This window comes from Peribacillus asahii, from assembly GCF_003570725.1.
GTDB lineage: Bacteria > Bacillota > Bacilli > Bacillales > DSM-1321 > Peribacillus > Peribacillus asahii.
Genome location: NZ_QWVS01000052.1, coordinates 41,344 through 64,180, shown reverse-complemented (window position 1 = coordinate 64,180; position 22,837 = coordinate 41,344). Strand labels below are relative to the sequence as shown.

At 35.7% G+C, this 22,837-nt stretch carries 22 protein-coding genes and 1 pseudogene; 5 read left to right on the top strand and 18 right to left on the bottom strand.

The window, feature by feature from the left end; translation table 11 throughout:
- Positions 1-605: 605 nt before the first annotated feature.
- On the top strand, positions 606-986 hold the full coding sequence (locus tag D1953_RS18880) for an SLAP domain-containing protein (RefSeq protein ID WP_119118695.1): 381 nt from the start codon (positions 606-608) through the stop codon (positions 984-986).
- 109 nt (positions 987-1,095) lie between these two features.
- Positions 1,096-1,287: a YbxH family protein gene (locus D1953_RS18875; RefSeq protein ID WP_119118694.1), complete on the top strand. Its 192-nt coding sequence runs from the start codon at positions 1,096-1,098 to the stop codon at positions 1,285-1,287.
- Between the two features lie 85 nt (positions 1,288-1,372).
- Here the strand turns inward: D1953_RS18875 and D1953_RS18870 are convergent, their stop codons facing one another.
- The 5 genes from D1953_RS18870 to D1953_RS18850 form a co-directional block, all read right to left on the bottom strand.
- Positions 1,373-1,630: a DUF2533 family protein gene (locus tag D1953_RS18870; protein ID WP_119118693.1), complete on the bottom strand. Its 258-nt coding sequence runs from the start codon at positions 1,628-1,630 to the stop codon at positions 1,373-1,375.
- A 425-nt stretch (positions 1,631-2,055) separates the two neighbouring features.
- Positions 2,056-3,444: an amino acid permease gene (locus D1953_RS18865; RefSeq protein ID WP_119118692.1), complete on the bottom strand. Its 1,389-nt coding sequence runs from the start codon at positions 3,442-3,444 to the stop codon at positions 2,056-2,058.
- A gap of 358 nt (positions 3,445-3,802) precedes the next feature.
- Complete coding sequence (locus D1953_RS18860) at positions 3,803-4,468, bottom strand: GNAT family N-acetyltransferase (RefSeq protein WP_119118691.1); 666 nt, start codon at positions 4,466-4,468, stop codon at positions 3,803-3,805.
- A gap of 2 nt (positions 4,469-4,470) precedes the next feature.
- Positions 4,471-5,337 carry a carbon-nitrogen hydrolase family protein gene (locus D1953_RS18855; protein WP_119118690.1) on the bottom strand — a complete coding sequence of 289 codons (867 nt, stop codon included), beginning with the start codon at positions 5,335-5,337 and terminating at the stop codon, positions 4,471-4,473.
- Between the two features lie 22 nt (positions 5,338-5,359).
- A complete protein-coding gene (locus tag D1953_RS18850; RefSeq protein WP_245980262.1) occupies positions 5,360-6,076 on the bottom strand; it encodes a hypothetical protein in 717 nt (238 codons plus the stop codon).
- 187 nt (positions 6,077-6,263) lie between these two features.
- Between D1953_RS18850 and pxpB the strand changes: the two genes are divergently transcribed.
- Complete coding sequence (pxpB, locus tag D1953_RS18845) at positions 6,264-6,977, top strand: 5-oxoprolinase subunit PxpB (RefSeq protein ID WP_119118689.1); 714 nt, start codon at positions 6,264-6,266, stop codon at positions 6,975-6,977.
- Between the two features lie 29 nt (positions 6,978-7,006).
- Entirely contained in the window at positions 7,007-8,017 is a 1,011-nt protein-coding gene (locus tag D1953_RS18840; protein WP_119118688.1) for a 5-oxoprolinase subunit C family protein, read from the top strand.
- 1,584 nt (positions 8,018-9,601) lie between these two features.
- Here D1953_RS18840 and D1953_RS18825 read toward each other — a convergent pair.
- The 10 genes and pseudogenes from D1953_RS18825 to D1953_RS18780 all read right to left on the bottom strand — a co-directional run bounded on the left by D1953_RS18825 (position 9,602) and on the right by D1953_RS18780 (position 18,797).
- Positions 9,602-10,006, bottom strand: a complete 405-nt coding sequence (locus D1953_RS18825; protein WP_342769268.1) for a phage holin family protein — start codon at positions 10,004-10,006, stop codon at positions 9,602-9,604.
- Positions 10,007-10,189: 183 nt separating this feature from the next.
- Positions 10,190-10,608 (bottom strand): annotated as a pseudogene (locus D1953_RS18820) (ferritin).
- 397 nt (positions 10,609-11,005) lie between these two features.
- Positions 11,006-12,325 (bottom strand): HAMP domain-containing sensor histidine kinase, encoded by a 1,320-nt coding sequence (locus D1953_RS18815; RefSeq protein WP_119118686.1) that lies wholly within the window; start codon positions 12,323-12,325, stop codon positions 11,006-11,008.
- Complete coding sequence (locus D1953_RS18810; protein ID WP_425454290.1) at positions 12,318-12,998, bottom strand: response regulator transcription factor; 681 nt, start codon at positions 12,996-12,998, stop codon at positions 12,318-12,320. Before D1953_RS18810 ends, D1953_RS18815 begins: the two co-directional genes overlap by 8 nt.
- Positions 12,999-13,158: 160 nt before the next feature.
- Positions 13,159-14,928, bottom strand: coding sequence for a CotH kinase family protein (locus tag D1953_RS18805; RefSeq protein WP_119118684.1), 1,770 nt, complete (start codon positions 14,926-14,928; stop codon positions 13,159-13,161).
- Between the two features lie 58 nt (positions 14,929-14,986).
- A complete protein-coding gene (locus D1953_RS18800) occupies positions 14,987-15,676 on the bottom strand; it encodes a DUF4956 domain-containing protein (protein WP_182480681.1) in 690 nt (229 codons plus the stop codon).
- 29 nt (positions 15,677-15,705) lie between these two features.
- Complete coding sequence (locus tag D1953_RS18795) at positions 15,706-16,407, bottom strand: polyphosphate polymerase domain-containing protein (RefSeq protein ID WP_119118682.1); 702 nt, start codon at positions 16,405-16,407, stop codon at positions 15,706-15,708.
- Between the two features lie 596 nt (positions 16,408-17,003).
- Complete coding sequence (locus D1953_RS18790; protein ID WP_119118681.1) at positions 17,004-17,855, bottom strand: metallophosphoesterase; 852 nt, start codon at positions 17,853-17,855, stop codon at positions 17,004-17,006.
- 218 nt (positions 17,856-18,073) lie between these two features.
- The gene (locus tag D1953_RS18785; protein WP_119118680.1) at positions 18,074-18,277 is read right to left on the bottom strand and encodes a helix-turn-helix transcriptional regulator; all 204 of its coding nucleotides are present in this window, start codon (positions 18,275-18,277) and stop codon (positions 18,074-18,076) included.
- A 10-nt stretch (positions 18,278-18,287) separates the two neighbouring features.
- Positions 18,288-18,797 (bottom strand): DUF6773 family protein, encoded by a 510-nt coding sequence (locus D1953_RS18780; protein ID WP_119118679.1) that lies wholly within the window; start codon positions 18,795-18,797, stop codon positions 18,288-18,290.
- A gap of 281 nt (positions 18,798-19,078) precedes the next feature.
- Between D1953_RS18780 and D1953_RS18775 the strand changes: the two genes are divergently transcribed.
- Complete coding sequence (locus tag D1953_RS18775) at positions 19,079-19,351, top strand: HU family DNA-binding protein (protein WP_119118678.1); 273 nt, start codon at positions 19,079-19,081, stop codon at positions 19,349-19,351.
- 255 nt (positions 19,352-19,606) lie between these two features.
- Here the strand turns inward: D1953_RS18775 and D1953_RS18770 are convergent, their stop codons facing one another.
- From D1953_RS18770 to D1953_RS18760, 3 genes are all read right to left on the bottom strand, one after another.
- Complete coding sequence (locus tag D1953_RS18770; protein ID WP_119118677.1) at positions 19,607-20,080, bottom strand: CcdC protein domain-containing protein; 474 nt, start codon at positions 20,078-20,080, stop codon at positions 19,607-19,609.
- A 246-nt stretch (positions 20,081-20,326) separates the two neighbouring features.
- Positions 20,327-21,775 (bottom strand): cardiolipin synthase, encoded by a 1,449-nt coding sequence (gene cls / locus D1953_RS18765; RefSeq protein ID WP_119118676.1) that lies wholly within the window; start codon positions 21,773-21,775, stop codon positions 20,327-20,329.
- 182 nt (positions 21,776-21,957) lie between these two features.
- Positions 21,958-22,734, bottom strand: a complete 777-nt coding sequence (locus D1953_RS18760; RefSeq protein ID WP_119118675.1) for a sulfite exporter TauE/SafE family protein — start codon at positions 22,732-22,734, stop codon at positions 21,958-21,960.
- Positions 22,735-22,837 lie beyond the last annotated feature (103 nt).

Genomic DNA, 22,837 nt, shown 5'->3' with positions numbered 1-22,837 from the left:
GAGTGACAAACAAATCGTTTTGCCTCCTTTCTCTCTTACTTACCCTCATTATAGCAGAACATTCGTTCTTGACACAAGAGTATATCCTATAAAAAATCGAACCTCTGACGTGTCATAAAACACGCCCGGTTCGACCTCACTCTCATCCCATCCCTAAAGGGGGTGTGACTCACACTGTAATGGGCTTTCTCGTTCAGAAAATCGGTAATATGAAGGTGTTCTCTTATATATTGTATCAAAGCATATGTATACTTTCGTGCACCTTTGTATACATTCGTATACACCAAACATTTGATTAAAAGTATATACACTTTGTCAACATTCATAAATTTTAAATGAAAAACCCCTCCCTAAGGTACTATTAAGAAGTGGTCATTCAATAACATTCATATCACCTGCTTAGACAACTCCATCAAAACTTTAGAAGGAAACGATAGTACGTGAAAAAGAACTTATGCATGTCATCATGGAAGATTTAAAATCATTATACAATACACTTAAAGAAGGAAGTTTTTTAAAGGGCTTTACAATGATAATGATTATAAAGTTGATATATCAACCGCTATGTTAAAATAAAGTTAGTTTAAAAGAAGAGGTGTCACTACATGCAAAAGCTTCAGTTTGAACCATCATGGGATAAAACCTTATCCCCTAAAGATCGTAAAATAATTGAGGGAATTTTTCTTGAAACTAGATTATCGAACCACGCTAATATTGAACTAACCCCTTTACGGCAAGCCATTAATCATAAAGGAGAATTATTAGTTACCGTACTTGTTCATAATTTTAGTCAACGAGTACTTTTATTCCATAATAAAAAACTACGTTATATTGAAAATGAGAAAATCATTGCAGAGCATATATTCACCTTACCACCACTAGTCATTCAGCAAGAGACTAGTATGCCATGGACATTTATTTTTCCTATTGAAAGTTTGAAGAACCCAGCAACATTAGCAAAAGGCCAGTTAGAATTTGTTGATTAGTTAAGTTAAATCCCTAAAAGAAAAATAAAACTTCTAGATTATTACCAGCCAGAACATGAAATAATAATAACAGTGAATAAATTGAATTTTAAGGAGATGCTTTTTAAAGATGGGTGCTATAGAACGGAATGGGTATAGATTTGAACCCGAGTATAGTGTAATCGAGCAAAATGGGGCAATTCACGTATATAATAAAGGACAGTTCGTTGAAGAAGTTAAATTTTCCTTTTCTGGGAAATATCCAGAACTTAATCAAATTGAACAGCTAATTAATGAATATTGCGAACAGCATGGAATCTAAATTCTATAAGTCCCTTACCCCGCCTCTTCCTATGAAGGATGGGTAAATAAGATGGAATCCCATGGCTAAAAAGCCATGGGATTTCTTAGTTCAATGACTCGACATAAACACGAACCATTTCGGGCGTAACGAGTTTACGAGTAGGAATAAATCTTTCATTTGCAAGAACATTAATTTGCAAAGTGACTTCATTAATTTTGTCTGTTGTAAAGTCCTTTCCTGTTTTACATAACTCTACGGCCTCTTGAATATATTCTTCCCGTTGTTGGTCTAAACGAGTAAATTTAGTGAAATCTTGATTTTGTTTTTGGGCATGTAACGTGATAGCCTTGTGTACACTCATGATTGTTCACTCCTATGATTGGTATAATAGTTAACTTCTATATTAACAAATTTATATAAAAAACTAAAGAATGCGAATTCCTAATTTTCAATCATTCCAAATGGTGATTACAACCATTTTATGTCCCCAAAAAATATTGGTAGATTTTTTATAGAAAGAATCCTAGAAATATAAGATGATTGTATGTGTATATACTAGCTATCTTTACCTTGAAACAGCTATTTCGTAAAACAAAGAGAGCTCAGTCGTTAAAAAACCGAGCTCTCCTTCCTATTTCCTTCTATTTTAACAAACATTAAGTTTGCAACCTCGCTTGAATAATGATTGCAACTATTTATATTTCCTTGAATCAGATGACAGGGCTTTAATCCCTTACAACAAAATCACTTGTATTACGAACTCCTTTATCAAAATGCATCACCTTGTTATTTAGAAATATCATCATGCGGTTTAACTTCTAACGGTACTCGCTTGTCCATTTTTAACATGTAGTAGCTTACTACGACAAGAGCTAGAAAAACGATTCCAACAATAAGAGATAGACGAGTGCTAGGGTTAAACCACATCCCAACTAGTACGATTAGTAAAAATGCAATTGTCACATAGTTACTATACGGGGCAAAAGGCATTTTAAACGGATGCTTACCCATCTCAGTAGCTTTTACCTTTCTGAATCTAAGCTGACTAATCAGTATCATAAACCATGGCACCATTCCAGGTAGAACACTGGCACTATAAACATAGACAAAGATTTCTGGGGGAGCAAGATAATTCAAGACAACACCAATGGCTAAACCTACAAGGACAGCAATCGTACAATAGACTGGAATACCATTTTTAGATACTTTCGCAAAAATTTTAGGAGCTTGACCGTTCATGGCTAGCGTGTAAAGCATACGCCCAGCACTGAAAATCCCACTGTTGCATCCTGACATTGCTGCTGTGATGACGACAAAGTTAATGATACCTGCCGCTGCAGTAATTCCGACTTTAGCAAACGTTGAAACAAAGGGGCTGCCGAGTTCATCCAATTGATCCCAAGGATAGACTGTTACAATAACAAAAATGGCACCAATATAAAAGACTAAAATACGCCATATAATGGTTTGAATTGCTTTTGTTATAGTCTTCTGTGGATTTTTCGCTTCACCTGCAGTGATTCCAATCAGTTCAACCCCTTGATAGGCTGCTATAACAAGAGAAAGTGCAAAAAAGAAGCCTGTCCATCCTCCTGTAAAGAAACCACCATTTTCCCAAAGATTTGATAACCCAATCGCCTGGCCGTCATTTCCTAATCCGAAGAGGATTAAGCCCAAGCCAACAACAATCAGAAGTACAATTGTTACAATTTTAATAAGCGCAAACCAAAATTCAAATTCTCCGAAGGATTTTACAGAAATGAGATTCGCAGCTCCTAGAATAACCATGGCGATTACTCCTGGTACCCATGCAGGCAAGTCAGGGAACCAATACTTCATATACATCCCAACAGCGATAATCTCAGACATTCCGACAATTACCCATTGGAACCAATTACTCCACGCAGTCATATACCCTGCTAAAGGATGAATATAATTGCTCGCAAAGGTTGCAAATGAACCTGTAGTAGGCTCTAAATAAAGCATTTCCCCCATTGAGCGCATAATGAAAAATATAAAAAGACCAGCGATAGCATACGCTAGCATGACAGATGGTCCGGTCCATTTAATTGTACTAGCTGAGCCCATAAATAAGCCCACACCAATGGTACCTCCCAAAGCAATCATCTGAATATGACGTGCCTCTAATCCTCTCTTTAGTTCTTTGTTTGACATGATTGACTCCTTCAATTACAAATTAGCGGCTATACTTCTCTATACTAGCTTCTTAGCTGATTCTCAATTTATTAGCAAGATTAATACGCGCAACCGTTTTCCTATTTTATAATAATAAACAACTCATAAAAACACAAATGTATTTTTCAAAAAAACACATTCTATTAATAGAATACTCTGAATACATATATCATTTATCTTTCAAGTGTTTTTACAAAAACATATAAAAGGTAGTTATCATCATGAAAATTGGTAAAAAATTAAAAGCTAGATCCATTAATACGGACCTAGCTTTATATAAAAATACTTAATTACCAATAAAAAACATAACAGCTATCCTTATTTACGCTAGCCTTCACTATTTAAACGGATTTTCCCATTCCATCAACACGCCATAATTTTGTGATTCATCATCTTCCAAATAGTTTTCAACAATAGCGATGGGCGTTCGGCCACATTTTAATAAAAAGCTAATGACTGGATCATTTAGCTCACCAGACAAAACCTTTTGTACATATTCTTTCGCTGTCATCCTGCCGGAAACCCGCTTAAATCCAGGTATTCGGCCACCACCTAATAAGCGATCAAGCTTCTTCTCAATAACGAGCTGATACATCGCCTGCATCATCCATTTTCCAAGTCCAAACTTTCGATACTTTGGTCGAATACTAATATCGACAACATACAGTGTATTTCCGTTTCCTTGATGATTACGAATATACCCATCATCCGTTATCTCAGACCAGGAATGTGTGGGATGAGCTGGATCAAAATCCACGCAAAGAGTCGTAAGTGAACCAGCTAATTGTCCGTTTACTTCCACACAGATAGCTCCTTCTGGAAAGAGTGTAACATGATTGTTTAATTGCTCACGATTCCACCATAGTTCCTCTGGAAAAGGAGGCGGAAAACACTCCGATTGAATTTTGATTAATTCATCAAAATCCGCTTCTGTATAATTCCGTAAAACGGCACGCCGTGGCTTCTGTTGATCGAACACAAAAAAACCGCTATAGTATGCCATTATTAATCGGATGTCTCCCAATCAGGATATAGATCCGTGCGGCGATCTCGCCATGTTGTCACGGAACCTTTTTCACGAACTTTATATAGTAAGTCTAAATCAAGGTCAGCTGTAATAATCATGTCATGGTTCAGCTCACCTTCACATAAAATTCCTTTTGGTGGGAATGGAATATCATTAGGTGTAATGACCGCTGCCTGACCGATATTGGCACGCATAAAGTCAACCGTCGGAAGCGAACCAACTGTTCCAGTCGTGACAACATACACTTGATTTTCAATTGTACGAGCATGCGCTGTATAACGAACGCGATGGAAGCCATGACGATCATCTGTACAGGATGGGCAGAAGATAACATCGGCTCCTTTCGCTTTCGCCATTCTTACAATTTCCGGGAATTCGATATCATAGCATGTTAAAATCGCGATCCGTCCTCTATCCGTATCAAACACATTCAACTTATCACCTTTATGCATATTCCATTCGTGCACTTCAGTCGGCGTACTATGAAGCTTCGCTTGCCCCGCAATCCGACCATCTGGATAAAATAAATGAGCTACATTATACAAACGCCCTTCTCGTTCAATAACGTGAGTGCCTCCAATAATATGCATCCCTGTTTCTTGCGCAAGCTGACTAAACAGTGCGTGATATTTCTCCGTGAAACTTGGTAAATCTTGAATCGTTAAGTTGTGTCCTTGTTCATCACGAATTGATAATAGTTGAGTCGTAAAAAACTCAGGAAATAAAACAAATTCCGCTTCAAACTCTTGAGCTGTCTTTATATAATGTTCACATTGTTTAGCAAATTCCTCAAATGAGCTAATCGTATGCAAATGATACTGCACTGCAGAAACGCGAAGTTTCACTGCCCTATTCCCCCTTAAACTCCTAATTAGGATGTTGTTGTTTTTTCAGCTTGGATGGATTATTTATTTTATAACGAATTGCTTTGTCAAACTTTTTATCAACAATCTTACCATCGAATTCAAGACTGTCTCCTTCTGCTAATTCTAGTTTTTTTAACGTTTTGCTATAGCTGCACCAAGCATCTCCAATTTCTAATTCTTGTTCGCCTTCTATTTTGACATGTTCAAGAAGAATGACTTCATCTTCTTCTCCGGTAAAATGATTCATTTTCGCTGTGAATTCTTTAACCGTTGCGGTGAAATGAACCTTATCTTCAGGCAGCACAAGTTTCGGTTGTGCCGGCTCTTTTTTAGCCCTAGATTTAGGCTTCTTATCGGACTTTACCTCTGCTTGTTCTGCATGGGAATCTATTGCCGGTGTCGCCTCTTCTATAAATGAGTCTTTTCCAAAACTAGCGCTTTGCATTTCCTTTAAATAGGCAGGATGAATACAGCCAAGGCTGCCACCTTCAAACTCCACCACGATAGTTTGTGTACTGCCGCCATACTCTTCATACCCAACTAGCTTAACCTTTGCTTGATAACCGTTTGATTTATACACAAGTTCTTTCTTAACTGAACGTTCTGTGAACAATTTCCACTCAATACCTTTTGCAATATAAGCTTCCGCGTTCTCAAAAGTAATAAAATCACCCTTAGGCGGTATATAACATATACCATTCGATAACCTGTGATCCACAACACAACACTCCTAAAATATTTAGCTGTCCTTATTCTAGCAAAAGTTTACCTCGTTGCAAATTCATTGAACTGTGTGTTTATTCAGAAACCAATGTACTCAAACTTCCTCTCACTATCAGTATTACAATTAGCTGCACTTGAATAAGTTCTTATATAACCATTCTATACGATTTGGAGGTGAAAGAATGACCTATTCCATTTATCCACTTGGCGATCAAGCACTCACAATTGAATTAGAATCTGAGCTACACGTTGCACAATGGCAAAAACTACATCAGCTTACACAAACATTAGAGAACCTCAAACCTGATTGGCTGATTGAGTATATCCCAGCCATGCCAACGCTCACCATCGTATATAACCCTCTAATTGTACAAAAACAATACGGAGCAAAGCGTTCTCCTTATGAAATCGTTTGTGAGGAAATAAACATCCTTTTCAAACAAACGCCTCCTCATACAATGAAGAAAGTTAAACAAATCGATATCCCTGTTTGTTATGGTGGGCAGCTAGGACCGGATTTACTTGATGTGGCGCAGTACACAAAGCTGACGCCGAAAGAAGTCATCCAATTTCATTCTGAGCGTACATACACCGTCTATATGATTGGCTGTGCTCCTGGCTTTCCTTATTTAGGTGAATTAAATCAAAAACTTCATATCCCGCGACGTACGAGCCCTCGCCTATTTGTTCCAGCAGGCTCTGTCGGAATCGGCGGTGAGCAAACGGGCGTATACCCGCTCGATTCACCTGGGGATTGGCAGATAATCGGTCAGACACCTCTTACACTATTTCTTAAAAATGCTGAACCACCGTCTTTACTGAAAAGCGGCGATCAAATACGGTTTGTACCAATTTCAGAAGCAGAATACGCCACTTTACGAAACAAAGAGGGGTAGATAATGAGGATAAGGAGTTGTATAAAACGATGTTTACTATTATCAGGTCTGGCATGTTAACGACAATACAAGATTTAGGACGTCACGGCTATCAACAATACGGGGTCAGCGTTTCTGGAGCGATGGATACATTTGCCCATCGAATCGCCAATCTCTTAGTTGGAAACGATGAACAGCAAGCGACGCTAGAAATGACCCTTATTGGCCCCGCCATCCTTTTCGAGGAAGATACATTTATCTCTATTTGTGGAGCGGATTTGTCTCCAACCATTGATAATGAACCATTGCCATTATGGCGACCGATTTTTGTTCGCAAAGGCAGTAAGCTTTCATTTGGCTTTTGCAAAAACGGCTGTCGCTCCTATTTAGCTATTGCAGGAGGAATCCATGTTGCAAAAGTAATGGGCAGTCGCTCCACTTTTTTAAAAGCACGCATAGGAGGTATACAAGGACGCGCCGTTCAAAGCGGCGACCAATTATCAAGTTATTCTCCCTCTCCCTACATAACCAAACTTATCGAACGATTTACTTGCATGACGATGAAAAACTACCTTCCATTAAAATGGCATATTGCTTATGAATGTATCCCGCATTTCAATAAGAAGCGTATCGTTTTTATTATGAAAGGAAAACATTTTTCACAGTTTACACGAGATAGCCAAGAACAACTTTTCACGAAACCTTTTACCATTTCCATGAACTCAGATCGTATGAGCTATCGTTTAAAAGGAACTCCTCTATCATTAGCAGCGCCAAAAGAATATTTGTCTGAACCCGTTACATTCGGTTCGATTCAAGTTCCTACTAATGGCCGCCCAATTCTTTTAATGGCTGATCATCAAACAACAGATAACTATCCACGAATCGGTGAAGTCGCATCAGTCGACCTGCCGCTCATCGCTCAATTAAAGCCAGGTGACGTCTTATCCTTTCAAGAAATCTCTGTTCAGCAAGCACAACGACTCTTACTTGAACGAGAAGCAATGATAGGTGCCCTTAAACAAGGAATTAAATTAGCACTTAAAAGAGCAGGAAATTAGTGACCTCTTAAATATGACGCAATTGTTCATATTTTGAATCTAAACTTTTGAAACCTCGATAACTTCAATAAGAGCGATCGAGGTTTCTGTGTGAGATTGAAGTTTCTAAAACTCTCCAGTATTCCATTATATAATCTCACTCTTTGAATCTCTCTCGCACTCTTTCACCAACTTATACACAGTCGTCTTTTTAATCCCTAACTCCTCCATTGCTTTAACAGCTGTCATTTCCCCATTTTTCCACCGGTGATAGACTTGTTTAAACTCTTCCGCCATCCAGGATAGAATTTGCAATACAAGGGGGAGCGTCAGGATTTTGACAATTTGCAGCGTTAAGCACTCATGAAAAATAAATATTGTTTTTCCACAACGATAATATTTTAAAACGAGTCTTATTAGAAAGTGAATAAGTGGAGCTTTAATTAAATAAGCAGTAAAAGTTCTTCAATGGAAGGTCCCTTTTTATTGCCGATAAATAAAACTTATGTAAAGCAATTTTATATATAGTATTCATCTTTATCTATTAGAACTAATGATATAAAGCGTAGTACAGTAGTACAATCATTTTTAATCTACTTACATACAGTAATAGAAATAATAAGTGAGTAGGTGACCAATAGTGTCAGATTACAAACGGAAAAAATCCTCACCCGCCTATGGCTACGTTACCCTCATAGGTTCCAAGCCCATCATGGTTCAGTCGGGTGAAAGTATAACATTTAATCAAAACGGTTTATTAAATAATATACAGTTTAGCCCTCCTAGCGACACTTTAATAATTCGTAAATCAGGTGACTATAGGATTGAATATGTATTATTAATCGATGGTCCTGCTTCCTCTTCAACATATGGTTTGATCTTAAATGATTCTTTAGTACAGGGAAGGCTCACTAATGAGGGGTCACTATAGAGGAATTGTCAAGGAAATACGAAATTTCACGCACCGCTTACACTTCGATTACTTTTATGTAAGTATGTACCATTATCATTCATTCAGCGTAGATTCCTTATTAAGTAAACACAGTAGCAAAACCACTCTGGTAGTTGAAAAACTTTTGAGTATAATAGCTATTAAGAAAAAGCATATATAAACACAAATAAGGCCTAGTCATCAATTGACTGGGCATCTAATAGGAAAAGTATTAACTCTGTTTAAGTTTCAATTAATAACCCCTACCATTGCAATCACCACAAGTCACCGTTGTTTCACCCCATCCAACATCTACAGTGATTACTCCTTCACCATCACATTCTGGACAGTTTTCTACGGCCATTTAGCAACCTCCTTTTTTTCTTTTTATACCATTCATATTATTCTCTAATATATTGTCATATTCCTTTTATTTATCAAACCATTGAGGAAAACAAATACAATCCTTGCACCAGAACCACATAAAGCACCTTATCAGCAGTCACTTCTTCGTAAATCATACGCTTAGGTATAAAAAAAAGACTAGTTTTTCATAGTCCACTTTAATGTATAATCCATACATTCCTAGTTACCATATAATAAATCTTATTGGCAACCAAAAAAGGTTGCTTCGTCGGAATCATTCTGGTTACGTTACAGAGTCACCCTTCAGTCTATTCGTCAGATTTTCCTTTAAGTATTTTTACTGCTTTTTTAATGACCTCAGGCATTGGTATGTTTAATCTTCCTGCATTTTCGATAATGGACAATAATTCATTCGATAAGTAAAAGTAAAGAGTAACGTCTCTGATAATATGTCCTCCCAAAAACTTATCAAGTGAATGAGCGATTGCAACAATAAATAACATAAATATTTTTTTAAAGATACCTATAAAGCCAAATGAACTGGAAAGTTTCCCCTCATATGCTGATGCCATCATTCCAGATATATAATCCACAATCATAAATAGAACAAGTGTGTCTAAAAGTAGAGACATCGGACCGAAGAGATAGCTTGTAAATCCACCTATACAAGCGATACATAACTTAAATAATAATGAAATGTGTTCGATTAGCACTCCCTCCCTCTTTTTTATAGTATATGGTGATGATAGAAATAGGATTGAGTAGGAGTCTATAAAAAAAAAATAAGAGTGAAAAAAATCTGCTAGTTTATATAACCGATCTTTCAGGAAGTAAGAATGCTAAAAACCCTTTGAGCGCCAAAGGGGTTAACATCTTTCGTTGTAAATTTAAGTTTTTTAACCAGTAGCAGGTGTCGTTGTATTTGTCCTTTTTCCTAATTCTTGATCCAATAATAAAAGAGCAGACGGATTATTTTCAGCAAGCTTTAGACGATTAACAATTGTTAGACTCTGCGATAAGAATTTGTAACAAATTGTTCATGAGCTAATACCTTTTGAAAAGTTTCTAATGGTGTTCCGAAGTCGCTTGGTTGGGCAGGAATATTATTAAGTTTTACAGTTCCATCCTTATCAACAACATAATCAATCAATTTAAGCATATGAGTTCTTTCTTCTTCTGATTGCAAACGTAACCAGTGTGCCATGCCTGTTAAATTCAACCTACCCATATACGCAGACATTGTAAGATATAGCGTTGTTGAAACATGTTCAATTTGAATTAAATTGTTAATTAACTTTTGAAGTTCATCATTCATTTTTTACACTCCTATATAACTTTCTAACTACTTCATTTAAGTTATGTTCCACATAGGTAAATGACACAGTTTATTTAAAGGGTAACCTTGCAGTCTATAACGTTTGCCTTATCTGACTAATCTCCCTCGTTCGTTGAAGGAGATCCCTAAAGAGATATGTACACAAACCTAGTTCACATAATCCGATGTTATTGGTATGAAAAAAGGATCTTCAGTTTTGAAGACCCTTTTAGCTACTTGTTTAATTAAAGTGCCCGTTCGTATTGAATAAAGTAAAATTTTAATCAGTAAAGGAATTTTCATTTAGACCAGCGTTTATAAAATATATTTTACAAGATTACCTGCATACAAAACTCTAAGATTCAATTATGAGTATACATTCGCATTTATCCAAAAATTAAATTAAAAGCTTATTTGGAAGGGTTACAATTAAGGTTGTACCGATTCCATCCCCACTGACAATTTGAATGGTACCACGATGCAGGGCTACTATTTGTTGCACGATTGTTAGTCCTAGTCCATTCCCTTTAACAGCTACATCGCTTCCTTGGTCAACCTTATAAAAAGGAGTGAAAACAAGCTTTTGTTCACTCTCTGGAATACCAGGACCAAGATCCTTAATGGAGATTTCAATTTTATCCATATCTAATTGCTTACCACATACATATATTTCACCGTTTTCAGGAGAAAATTTTATAGCATTACTAATAAGATTCACCCATACTTGTTGTAATAAACTCTCATCAGCTTTGATTAAAGAACGTTCTAAATCAAGTGATATTTTTAAGTTTTTCGCAGACCATTGGGGTTCTTGGGTGATCAATACATTGCGTATTTGTTCATCAAGGGAAAACGTAGAAAGTACGAGTTGATATTGTCCATGCTGCAAATGAGATAATCTTAAAATATCTTTACTGAGATATGATAATCGCTCACTTTCGCTTCTGATAATGGATAAATAACGTTTTCGTTGTTCCTCTGTAAGCTGCTTGTGCTGAAGTGCCTTGGTGAAACCTAAAATCGATGTAATAGGGGTTTGAAATTCATGAGATACGTTCGATACAAAATCCTCTCTCATCTTAACGAGTAAGCTTAATTCCTTTGCCATTTCGTTAAAGCTTTCTGAAAGCTGGCCAATTTCATCTTTTCGCTTCGTTTGATAGGTTGCATCAAAATTCCCTTGTGCGAGTTGTTTTGTTGCTTCTGTTAACTTTGTAACAGGAAAGACAATGCTTCTTGTGACGATAAGTATAAAGATGGTTCCTATCAATATAGCAATCCAAGTAATGTCGAAGAGGGATTTAAATAACATAGACATTCCAATATCACTTTTCTTAAGAATTAAAGCAACTTTCTCACCTTCAATTGTTATAGGCAGTCCAATATACATATTCGATCCTGGTATTGGGTTATAAATTTCTTTACCGGAATAAATTTCTTCCAATTCATCTTTTGGGATATCGTCTGAACTCTTTCCGTATGGAATGAAATCAACTTGATAGTGATAAATTAATTGAATATTTTCTTTTATCTCATTGATATTTGCATATTGCAATTGCGCTTCAATCGATTGTTTTACATCTGATATTTCATTTTTCATTACTTCTTCGAAACGATTTTTATAAAAATACGAAGTTACTGAAAATGCAATGAGAAAGCTTAGGGCAACAATTCCAACAAATGTAACGGCAAGTCTAATGTATAAGCTTTTAACCATCCTGTACCTCAATTCTATAACCAATTCCCCTGAGTGTGACGATTTGCTTTGCTAGATCATAAGGTTCTAAACGTTCTCTTAGCTTGCGAATATGCACATCTACAGTTCGGTCGACTCCAATAAAATCCATACCCCAGATTTTTTCGAGCAGCACTTCTCGAGTAAATACTTGGCCTGAACAACTACCCAACAGGAAAAGAAGCTCAAACTCTTTTAAAGGCAGGATTTCCTTCTCACCAGTTGGGTAAGTGATTTCATAAGTTGTCCGGTCTAGTGAGATTTTGCCTATCGTTAATATTTGATCTGTATGTAAACGCGCTCTTTTTAACAGCGCTTTAACACGAAGAACCATTTCTACTGGATCAAATGGCTTTGCTAAATAATCATCCGTACCGGCTTGAAATCCTTTAATCCGATCCTGTGTTTGATCCTTTGCAGTAATCATTAAAATAGGAACATCATATAGTTTCCGAATTTCTTGACAAAGCTTAATACCATCCATTTTAGGCATCATAATATCTAGGATAATAAGGTCAACACGATGCTTTTCTAAATATTCATACGCTAATTGCCCATTGCTTTTCTCAATGACTTCAAAATTTTCATCTTCTAAATACAATTTCATTAATTCACGAATGTGCATATCATCATCTACAATCAAAATTTTAATCAATATTAGTCCTCCCTTGACCATTTTATCTTGAAATATCCTCTGTTTTTAATCTTTTATACCTTTGATTAGTATATATAAAAAAGCGATGTAGTTGTACGATTGTACAAAACATCACTTTTTTAAACAAACTTATTGAAATCTTCAGGCTACATTTAAAGTTCTAACGAAGGCCGCGACGGTTGAATTTCTTTACCCCAAATATGGCAAGAAGTAAGATGAATAGTGAACCTAGGGTCAATGCCAAACTTTTCATAGAAGAGACAGGATCAACATTCTCACCTGCATCTCTCATTTGTCCTGGGCCCATTCCTTCAGGCATAGTATCTGGGATGAACCCTTTAGGAGGATTCATCCCCTCAGGCATATTACTTGGGTCGAAACCCTCAGGAGGATTCATCCCCTCGGGTTTCTCACTTTGACCAGAACCATCTTGAGTTGATTGGTTTTGGGGGAATTCCTTTGGTTCCGCATTATTATCAGCAACTGGATCTTCTTTAGTAGCATTCTTCTCAATGACCAGCTCTCCAGAAAGCTGCTTTAAGATGGAATCTGACCTTGCACCGGCAAAAGCGGCCAAGCTATTTTCGCCGCTTACACCTTCTAGAAATTGTTCTGTCGTCCCTAATTTGGATGGATCCGCTTCTACATACGTTAAAATGGTTGCTGACACTTCTTTTGTTATACTACTTACATTTTCTTCTGTAAAATATTTGGTGGATACTTCTTCTAAATACTTTTCATATTTAGCTAAATATTCTTCATTTTCTAACAGAGCATTCAATAAAGGGCGATCCTCTAAAGTAGTGCCTTGAACTGGATTATAAATATCAAAGTTAATGGCTTCGTCTGTCATAATCTCTTCATTTGTTAATCCATCCAACATGTTTTTACCTTTAAAGCCTTCTGGCATTTCTTGTCCTTCAGGAAGTTGCATTTCTCCGCTAGGCATGTCTGGTTTGTCCTTTTTACTGAATTCTGAAGGGGCCATTCCTTCAGGCATCATCATGCCACCCATACCGAAACCACCGAATGCCATATTATAATCCCATGGGATTATGGAAAACTGGCCATCCTCTTCATATAAATAGTAGTTATGCTTCATCATGCCCTGATAGCTATCCATGCTGACAAGAGCTGTATTTGTGGCAAAATAGCGCAGCATGTTATCAACATCGATATATTTTTCTATGTCTCCGCCATTATTAATGACATCAATCATGTCCAGAATATTGGATTGATCGAGATTGTCTTCGTTTGTTTTCGGATTAAGACCTGAGTAATCCTCAATATCTGAGCTTATATATTTCAAATCACTTCCAGTTCCATCAGGCTTAAACAAAAAGCCGTCATTGCTTCCATAGTTTTTAGCAAGGAAGGTCTCATCGACTACTTCTACTCCCAGCATCAGTCCATAATCCTCACCATTGACCGTAACATACATATAGGAATGCTCTGGAGCGGCTAGTCCCATTGATTCCATCATTTCATAAGACATATACTCTTTCATCTGGGTTGTATCACTGAAATTATTATTTAAATTCAGTTTTTTTAACCCATAAAAGCTTTGTGTGCTATCATAATAGTCAAAATCTATTTTTAAACTATAACGATTTGAATCACTATTCGCTACCGACGTAAGAGATGAGTTTCCTTTTGTTCTGACTGCCACATTCTCGATTTTCTTGCCATTGATTGTTACTGCAGCTTCTTTGAATTCCTCTTCAGTCGGATTCTCTAAAATATCTGCCCAATCTTCTTCGTTTATTTCAATATTGATTGTGGTAACTTTTTTATCATTAAACAGTTTTGTTTCATAAGAAAATTCATCATTCCCAGCTTCAACACCTAGATTCGGCAGGACCATGAGGACGATTAAAAAAAGAGCGATTAACCCAGCCATTATTGAGTATACAATTTTATTACTTATCATCTATTGCACTCCTTTTAAAAATAGGAAACCTGCCGAAACAGATTTCCTAAAGACTACGTTACGCTGTAAAGTTACCATCATAACTTAGCATGACAGCAGAGGCTACGCCTTTCACCTTGGCAATACTATTTACAATCTGTGAATCATTTTCTTTTACGCGTACTTCATATGTGGCTTCGGTTTCACTCGTCATCATTATAGATTTTGACTTTAAACTAAATTTTTTAGTTTTCTCTTTTAAAATCGTTTCAATTTCCTGGCCTGTTGCTTCTGAGTCAAACTTTACGACAACTAGATAGGGATTTTGAACCGTAATTTTGTTTGCGAACACAATTAATACTATCCCTATAACAATGGATCCTATTACAGCTAATAAAATGAATCCGGCTCCACACAATATACCAACTATAATGGACCAGAATAAATAGACTAAATCCATCGGGTCTTTAATTGGTGTACGAAAGCGAACAATTGATAATGCACCAACCATACCTAAAGATAATAAAACATTTGAGCTAATCCCCATTATGACCAAAGCAGTTGCCATTGTCATGATCATAAGTGAAATATTAAATGAATGTGAGTAAATGACTCCGTTAAATGTCTTTTTGTAAACGGCATAAACAAATAAGCCAAGTAAAAAAGCAGATAGTAATCCTAGCAAAGAATCTGTCAGTGAAAATGAAGTTGTTTTTTCTATGAAGCTTGATTTGAAAATATCATTGAAATTCATTGTATTTTTATCCATCATGTCACTCCTTCTAATTAAATCCTAAATTAAACGTACATTCGACTTAATTGGTATTTTGAATAGGCCTCATGCTTAGTATTGATGCCTTGCAGCATATACCGTATGATTTCTGGCAAATACCCGTCATATTTAACCTCAAGAATGAATTCGGTTGGCTCGAGTACATCTACCATTGGCAGATGTTTATTGAACATATCAGTATTCCTAAGGCTAGACTGCACTTTGCTGTCAAAAGTTACACGAACATTACCATATAAATAAATGTAGGCTTCACGTTCATAATCAACCACTGTCATTGGCTTCAGCTGATATTGCATCATTTCGATATATAAATCACGCATTAGCTCACGGTCATCACCCTTCATCCAATCAATATCGCCAACACGAATCTTTTCAAATTCTTCTCTCGAAGTTTTGCATTTCGACTTAAATGTCAAGTTATTTCTTTTGCTTTTTCTCTCTAAGTTTACAACCTCTGCACTTTTTCCATAAATACGAACACGGTATTTATCGCGATTCAGGTAGCCCTCTTTTTTCTCATTCAAAACTTTGTTATTAATATTGTCAAAATAGCAAGATCGAATGAGATATTTACCTTTTGGACCAGCGTTAGGGTCGAGTTTCATTACATGCCTTAGCTTATTCTTTAACAGCATGTAATCAATATAAGAAATCCCATACTTTAACTCTTGTCGACCGTTTGGATTAAATGAAGTGTGAATCGGCATATAAATGGTTCTCCTTTCTTAAATAAATTTCATAGGTTTGTCGTTTTATTGCTATGACGACCTAATGAATCATAACAACTTACATAAGGATAGCTGCCTAGCGTTTTAAAGAGTTTGTCTGAAGAAAACTAATCTTTTGAGGGGGAATTTTCCTCAACTGATTTTATTTAACAGAAACTTGATACATATAAGATAGACTAGTAATGTTAACTCAATATTAACTAAGTAAAGAAAATCATTTTTTTGTAAAAAGTAAGTAATCAGTAGATAAAGAAGAATGGGAGAAGAAAAAGAGGATTCCTATAGCGCAACCGAAAATTCCGAATTTATTTACGATTTTGTGGGACATTTTTAAATAGAGTTTCTTCTATACCGCGAAGAAATTATCAAGTATCTACAGACATTCTAGTAAAAGCTGAATCATCTTCTTCTGAGCTTTTTCATTAAAAAAAGCTATGTTATTATGATACTGTTGATTTTTGGGTCATTTCGTGGAGCCTGAGCTAAAATGAGCCAAAAATCGTTTAATCAACAAACAATAGGGTTTAACACAGCCAATAAGAAAAAAAGCCGTTAATAAATAACAGCTTTTTTCCTTATATGACTTTCACTACTTCTCTATTAGCAATTTCCAATGTTAGTTCATGAAGAGTCATTTCAGGTCGGCTTCCTACACGGATATTAACACCTGTTTGACCAAGTCCTTCACTGATATAGAATGGCTTTCCATCCCGCATATGAAATCCTTTAATAATATTCATTCGTGCCAGTTTCCCCATTTTTACAAGGTGATACGCTTTTGGATAGCAAATTTGTCCACCATGAAAATGACCGGCAAGCAAATAATCAAAATGATAGTTCTTCATATTCAAAACAATATTTGGATCATGAGTTAATACTAAGTTTGTTCCAAATGTAATTCCTTTATAAGCGGCTTCAATGTTGCTTCGTTTTGTACTAAAGTCATCGATACCAATAATATTGACTCGTGTACCTTGGACCGAAATGATATCCGTTTCGTTTTGTAAAACCTTACAGTTATATTTTTCAAGTGTTTCAATTAATACCTTTAAATTTTTGGAGCGTAATACATAATCATGGTTGCCTAAGACAGCATAAATGCCATACTTTGGCTGTAATTGGTTTATTGTTTTTAAATACGGAATAAGCTTGGGGATTGTACGTTTGCGATCGAGAAAATCTCCAGTGAGTGCAATTAAATCAATCGGTTCGTCTTTTAACTTCTCATACAATTCATTAGGGGAAATTGATATATTTTCGAGATGCAAATCAGAAAGCTGCAGAATATTTAATTTTGGATGGTGTTGATTGGATGATTGTGCATTGATTTTCAATTTATTTATCACGATATCTTTCGTGTTTTTATATGCTTTTTTAATGAAACAATAAAGAATAATCATTAAAGCAAACATCAATAATATTTTCAATAATCACGCCTCCTTCCTAATAGATTATATAGGAAAAAGGCTGTTATTTTTACAAGAAATAGATGGGATAAATGTTGTTACCATATGGCTTCCCTTTATTTTGGACAAAAAATATATAAGTCCAAATTGATTTTTCTGACATTATCCCATCTAGCCAGCGGAACAATTCCTGTCTCCTGCCTGCTCTAGCTCCATGAAATGATGAGGTAGTAAACCTTTCACTTTTCTTCTTCTTCCCAAAATAAATCATTTAACGTACGAGATAATGCTTTGCAAATATTAATGCACAAACTTAATGAGGGATTATACTTTCCCGATTCAATCAATCCAATTGTTTGTCTAGAAACACCAACAATCTTGGCTAGCTCTTCTTGCGACAAGTCCTTCTCTACTCTCGCAAGCTTCAATTTCATATTTTTCAAAAGACTTCACCTACAACTCTTTATCATCTTCTTGATTTCTCATACTAACTTTCTTGGCCAGCAAGTATATACCGCCAAACAAGAGCAGTAAAATAGGCAAATAGATTATAACGGAAACAAATGATACTAATGTAAAATACCATAAACCTTGAGAACTGCTATCTGCATAGGATACAGCACTATTTATGCCCATCACTACAGCTATAATAAACGCTAAACCAATACTACTAAAAATAGTCTTCATACTCATAGATGTTTTGCTAGTACGATCATGCATTTCGACTTCATCCCAGAATACTCCTAAGAAAATAGAACGAGCTAAAAAGTATACTCCTCCGCCAATCAAAATCACTAATTCTAGAACTACCTCTTCAATGCCTGCACCATACTTATACATTTTCACGACAAAACTGATTAAGCAAATCGCCATAATAACATGATACATTTCTCTATAAATTTTATTTCCAACATTTTCAATTCTTTCATCCGTTGTTTTTTTCGTTCGTTTAAATAGATTCATTTTGTATCAACCTCCTGTTTTATTCCATCACTTACCACTATTATATACTTTATTTAACTTTTTGCAATATATATATTACATTTAGAAAATTATATATTGCGAAGTGTATGAATAAAAGAATGATCAAACTTTATTTAAAAGCAACAAATTCAACAAGTTTTATAAAAGTATTTGGGGAAGAGGAATAAAAAAGAAAAAACGAACACCTTAAAGTGGCAAACAAAGAAAATTTATGTTATATTTTGGTTTCCATATAGTATCTAAAAAAGAGGTGTATCAAAATGAATAAAACCGAATTAGTACAAGCTGTATCCGCACAAGCTGAAATCACACAGAAAGATGCCGCAAAAGTAGTTGATGCATTGTTTGAAACGATTTCTAACACACTTGCTAAAGATGAAAAAATCCAATTAATTGGATTCGGTACATTTGAAGTACGTGAACGTTCAGCTCGAAAAGGTCGCAATCCACAAACAGGTGAAGAAATAGACATTGCTGCTTCTAAAGTTCCAGCTTTTAAACCAGGTAAGGAATTAAAAGAAGCCGTTAAATAAAATTACTATACATTTAATGTAATAGACTCTGGATATGGGACAACCTCCAGAGTCTTTCTTCTTTATATTATAGAACGTTATTGATTTCTACTCGCTCCGCTCCACGAAACTCTTAGAAAGAGGACACTGGCTCTTACTTCGAAGTGCCCGTAGGTTTAAATAAAAAAACCCTTCTCGATTAAAAAGGGCTTGATATCAAACTTTTATTAATTATCCAAAACTTTAGCAATATAATTTAGCTATTACTCCGAAGACTTACGTGGCTACATGTGTATTATATACCTTTTTGAATTTCACATAACTTATGATTCTCCATAACCCAACATACACAAACAGAGAAATGATGGATAGGGCATTTAATGTCAAAACATCCATGTCTGACAAAAAGTAATTAACTAATCGTCGGCTAATAAATACTGAGATTAAAGCAATTACAAAACCTATGCTCTTTTTTGCATATATTTTCCCATCCTCTCGAATCTCATAACCAGTTGTATAAATCAATGGAGCAGATAGGATGATACCAAATATCACAGAAACCACAATTTCTATTGAAGCCATATGTACGGAAGGTTGTATCACTACAGAAAAGGCAGGTGACATATAGAGCAGCGGTAACAAAATTCGCAAACCAGAACCTTTAATTGGGCGGACCATCGCTCTTGTTCGCCTCCAAAGTATCAATCCAAAAATAACAAGTAAAATTGCATACATTCCATATTGCTGCATGTTTATTATTCACTCCATCCTGTATACTTCAATTGGAATCGAACATCTAAATTGATAATGGAGAATATCGTGTAAATTTACGAACTTCATTTTAAATATTCAATGAACAAAGGTATAAATCCTCTTTGGATCTATTCTTATTAATCTGTACTGCCAAAACATCTACCAATTAATTTTTTGCCAACTAAGTTTGCAAAGAATCTAAAAAAGCAGCCAAATGTTTAATCTGACTGCTTTTTTTCATCCTTATAATATTGGTGATAATAATCTCGATAATGATTCCTTCATACGTATCTTTCTAGAACGTTTTTCATACAATTCCCTCGTTAATTCTGTGGACACCTCGATATCTTTGTAAAAAACAGCTGTCAGCGTCTGGGCAATACTTTCATCATAAATGAAGGCATTGACTTCAAAATTCAATTTAAAGCTTCTTACATCAATATTGGCTGTGCCAACCGATGAAACCTCTTCATCTACTACAATCATTTTGGCATGAATAAAACCGTTATCATAAATATATACTTGTGCTCCAGTCTTTAATAACTCCCCTGCATAATACGTCGTCGCCCAGTACACAAACACATGGTCTGGCTTATTCGGAATCATAAGCTTCACGCTAATTCCCGAAAGGCTCGCAATTCTTAGTGCATCTAACAAGCTGGAATCCGGAATAAAATATGGTGTTTGAATCAAAATCGACTTTTTCGCTGATGTAATTAATTTAATATACCCATTTTTAATTTGTTCCCATTCTGAGTCTGGGCCGCTTGTGACAATTTGTAAACCAATAGAGCCATTTGGTTCAAGCACAGGAAAATAATTTGGTTGATACACAATATCATGATGTTTAGACGCTTGATTCCAATCGAGAATAAACCGAGTTTGAATCGCATATACCGCTGAACCCTCTATCCGTAAATGGGTATCACGCCAATAGCCGAATTTTTGAACTAATCCTAAATACTCATCCCCTACATTAAAGCCTCCAACATAGCCAATTTCCCCATCGATAATGACTAATTTCCGGTGATTACGGAAATTAAGACGCGGATTAAAAAACTTTACTTTAGACGGAAAGAACACTTCCACACGTCCACCGGCTTCGCGGAACTCTTTAAAAAACTTCTTCTTCAACGTTCGCGATCCTAAATCATCATATAATACGCGAACTTTAACCCCTTCTCTAACCTTAGCTGTTAACGCTTCAATAAATCGCTTCCCTAAAGAATCATTTTGAATAATATAATACTGAATATGTATATGATTTTTCGCTTGCTCAATATCTTTAAACAATTGCTCGAACTTTTGCTTACCATCCGTAAAAATCGAAACTTCATTATCTTCCGTTAACACGGCATCATTTGTCCATAAATGCATATAAATTAAATCGCGATAGTCTCTAGTGGAATCATTCCTAAATAAAAATTGGTTATTTGTTAAGCCTGTTAACTGTCGATCTAAAATCTTTTCAATTCCAATTTTCTTCTTATCCTCCCAATAAAATAAATGGGAGCGGCGTAATGTGCGTCCAAATAAAAGGTAAAGAACAAAGCCAGCAACAGGTAAAAAATATAACACTAATAACCAAGCCCATGTTGTACTCGGCTCTCTTCTTTCAATAAAAATAACAATCGTCGCAAATAAAAGATTTAAAATGAGAATTAAAATAAGGAAAATCGATGTAATTGACATAGTTAAATCCTCACAAACAAGTTTTATCTTCTTCTGTTAAGGATAACATTCATTTCTTATTAAAAAAAGAATTAAACGTCGTTTCATAAGGACCATTTCACTAAAAAAAACAAGAGACCCATCCAAAAACTATGGAAAGCCTCTTTCTATAACGGCAAAAAATCAAGTGACTCCATTATTGCTCACACAATATCAATCCATATTTTTATTGCTGTCGCAGAAATTAAGAACGCAAGGAGCACTTGCAAAACCTTTGTATTCATTTTCTTACCTGCTTTTGCACCAAGCGGGGAGGCAATTAAACTTGCAATAATCATAATAACAGCTGGGTATAAATCTACTTGTCCAGTAGACACCTTACCAACTGTTGAGCCAATAGAGGAAATAAACGTAATCGCTAAAGAAGAAGCAATCGTCATCCTTGTCGGAATTTTTAACACGGTCAACATAATCGGCACGAGTAAGAAAGAACCTGCCGCACCAACAATTCCTGAACCAATTCCAACAATAAACGCCAATCCTGTTGCTACCCATTTATTAAATGTAACTTGATTAAATGATTGGTCGTCTATATTCTTCTTCGGTATAAACATCATGACAGCGGCAATCAAAGCAAGAATGCCATAAATAACGTTAATCCCCGATTCGGACATCCAGCGTGATCCATAACTGCCAATGAGGCTTCCTAATAAAATACTAATTCCCATATAGCCAATGAGTGTTTTATTTAAATAGCCGCCTTTTCGATAAACCCAAACACCGCCAATCGTAGCAAACAATACTTGTACGGCACTAATACCGGATACTTCATGGGCGCTAAATGCTGCAATGCCAAATAGAGGCGGAATATAGAGCAGCATCGGATACTTAATGATGGACCCGCCGATTCCAATCATCCCCGAAAGATAGGAGCCGATAAATCCAATTAGAAAAATAACAATCATAAATCCTATATCCATTTTAAACTCTCCCTTTAAGAAAAGGGACCAAATAAGGGGCCCTTTTCAAATTGATTCTGTAACCGACAATAAGCTTTACAGAATAAAGGTTGTTTTTTATCCC

Coding starts and splice junctions, on each gene's coding strand:
- D1953_RS18880 (WP_119118695.1), top strand. CDS start 606: ATGCAAAAGCTTCAGTTTGAACCATCATGGGATAAAACCTTATCCCCT.
- D1953_RS18875 (WP_119118694.1), top strand. CDS start 1,096: ATGGGTGCTATAGAACGGAATGGGTATAGATTTGAACCCGAGTATAGT.
- D1953_RS18870 (WP_119118693.1), bottom strand. CDS start 1,630: ATGAGTGTACACAAGGCTATCACGTTACATGCCCAAAAACAAAATCAA.
- D1953_RS18865 (WP_119118692.1), bottom strand. CDS start 3,444: ATGTCAAACAAAGAACTAAAGAGAGGATTAGAGGCACGTCATATTCAG.
- D1953_RS18860 (WP_119118691.1), bottom strand. CDS start 4,468: ATGGCATACTATAGCGGTTTTTTTGTGTTCGATCAACAGAAGCCACGG.
- pxpB (WP_119118689.1), top strand. CDS start 6,264: ATGACCTATTCCATTTATCCACTTGGCGATCAAGCACTCACAATTGAA.
- D1953_RS18840 (WP_119118688.1), top strand. CDS start 7,007: ATGTTTACTATTATCAGGTCTGGCATGTTAACGACAATACAAGATTTA.
- D1953_RS18815 (WP_119118686.1), bottom strand. CDS start 12,325: ATGGTTAAAAGCTTATACATTAGACTTGCCGTTACATTTGTTGGAATT.
- D1953_RS18805 (WP_119118684.1), bottom strand. CDS start 14,928: ATGATAAGTAATAAAATTGTATACTCAATAATGGCTGGGTTAATCGCT.
- D1953_RS18800 (WP_182480681.1), bottom strand. CDS start 15,676: ATGGATAAAAATACAATGAATTTCAATGATATTTTCAAATCAAGCTTC.
- D1953_RS18795 (WP_119118682.1), bottom strand. CDS start 16,407: ATGCCGATTCACACTTCATTTAATCCAAACGGTCGACAAGAGTTAAAG.
- D1953_RS18780 (WP_119118679.1), bottom strand. CDS start 18,797: ATGAATCTATTTAAACGAACGAAAAAAACAACGGATGAAAGAATTGAA.
- D1953_RS18775 (WP_119118678.1), top strand. CDS start 19,079: ATGAATAAAACCGAATTAGTACAAGCTGTATCCGCACAAGCTGAAATC.
- D1953_RS18770 (WP_119118677.1), bottom strand. CDS start 20,080: ATGCAGCAATATGGAATGTATGCAATTTTACTTGTTATTTTTGGATTG.
- cls (WP_119118676.1), bottom strand. CDS start 21,775: ATGTCAATTACATCGATTTTCCTTATTTTAATTCTCATTTTAAATCTT.
- D1953_RS18760 (WP_119118675.1), bottom strand. CDS start 22,734: ATGGATATAGGATTTATGATTGTTATTTTTCTAATTGGATTTATCGGC.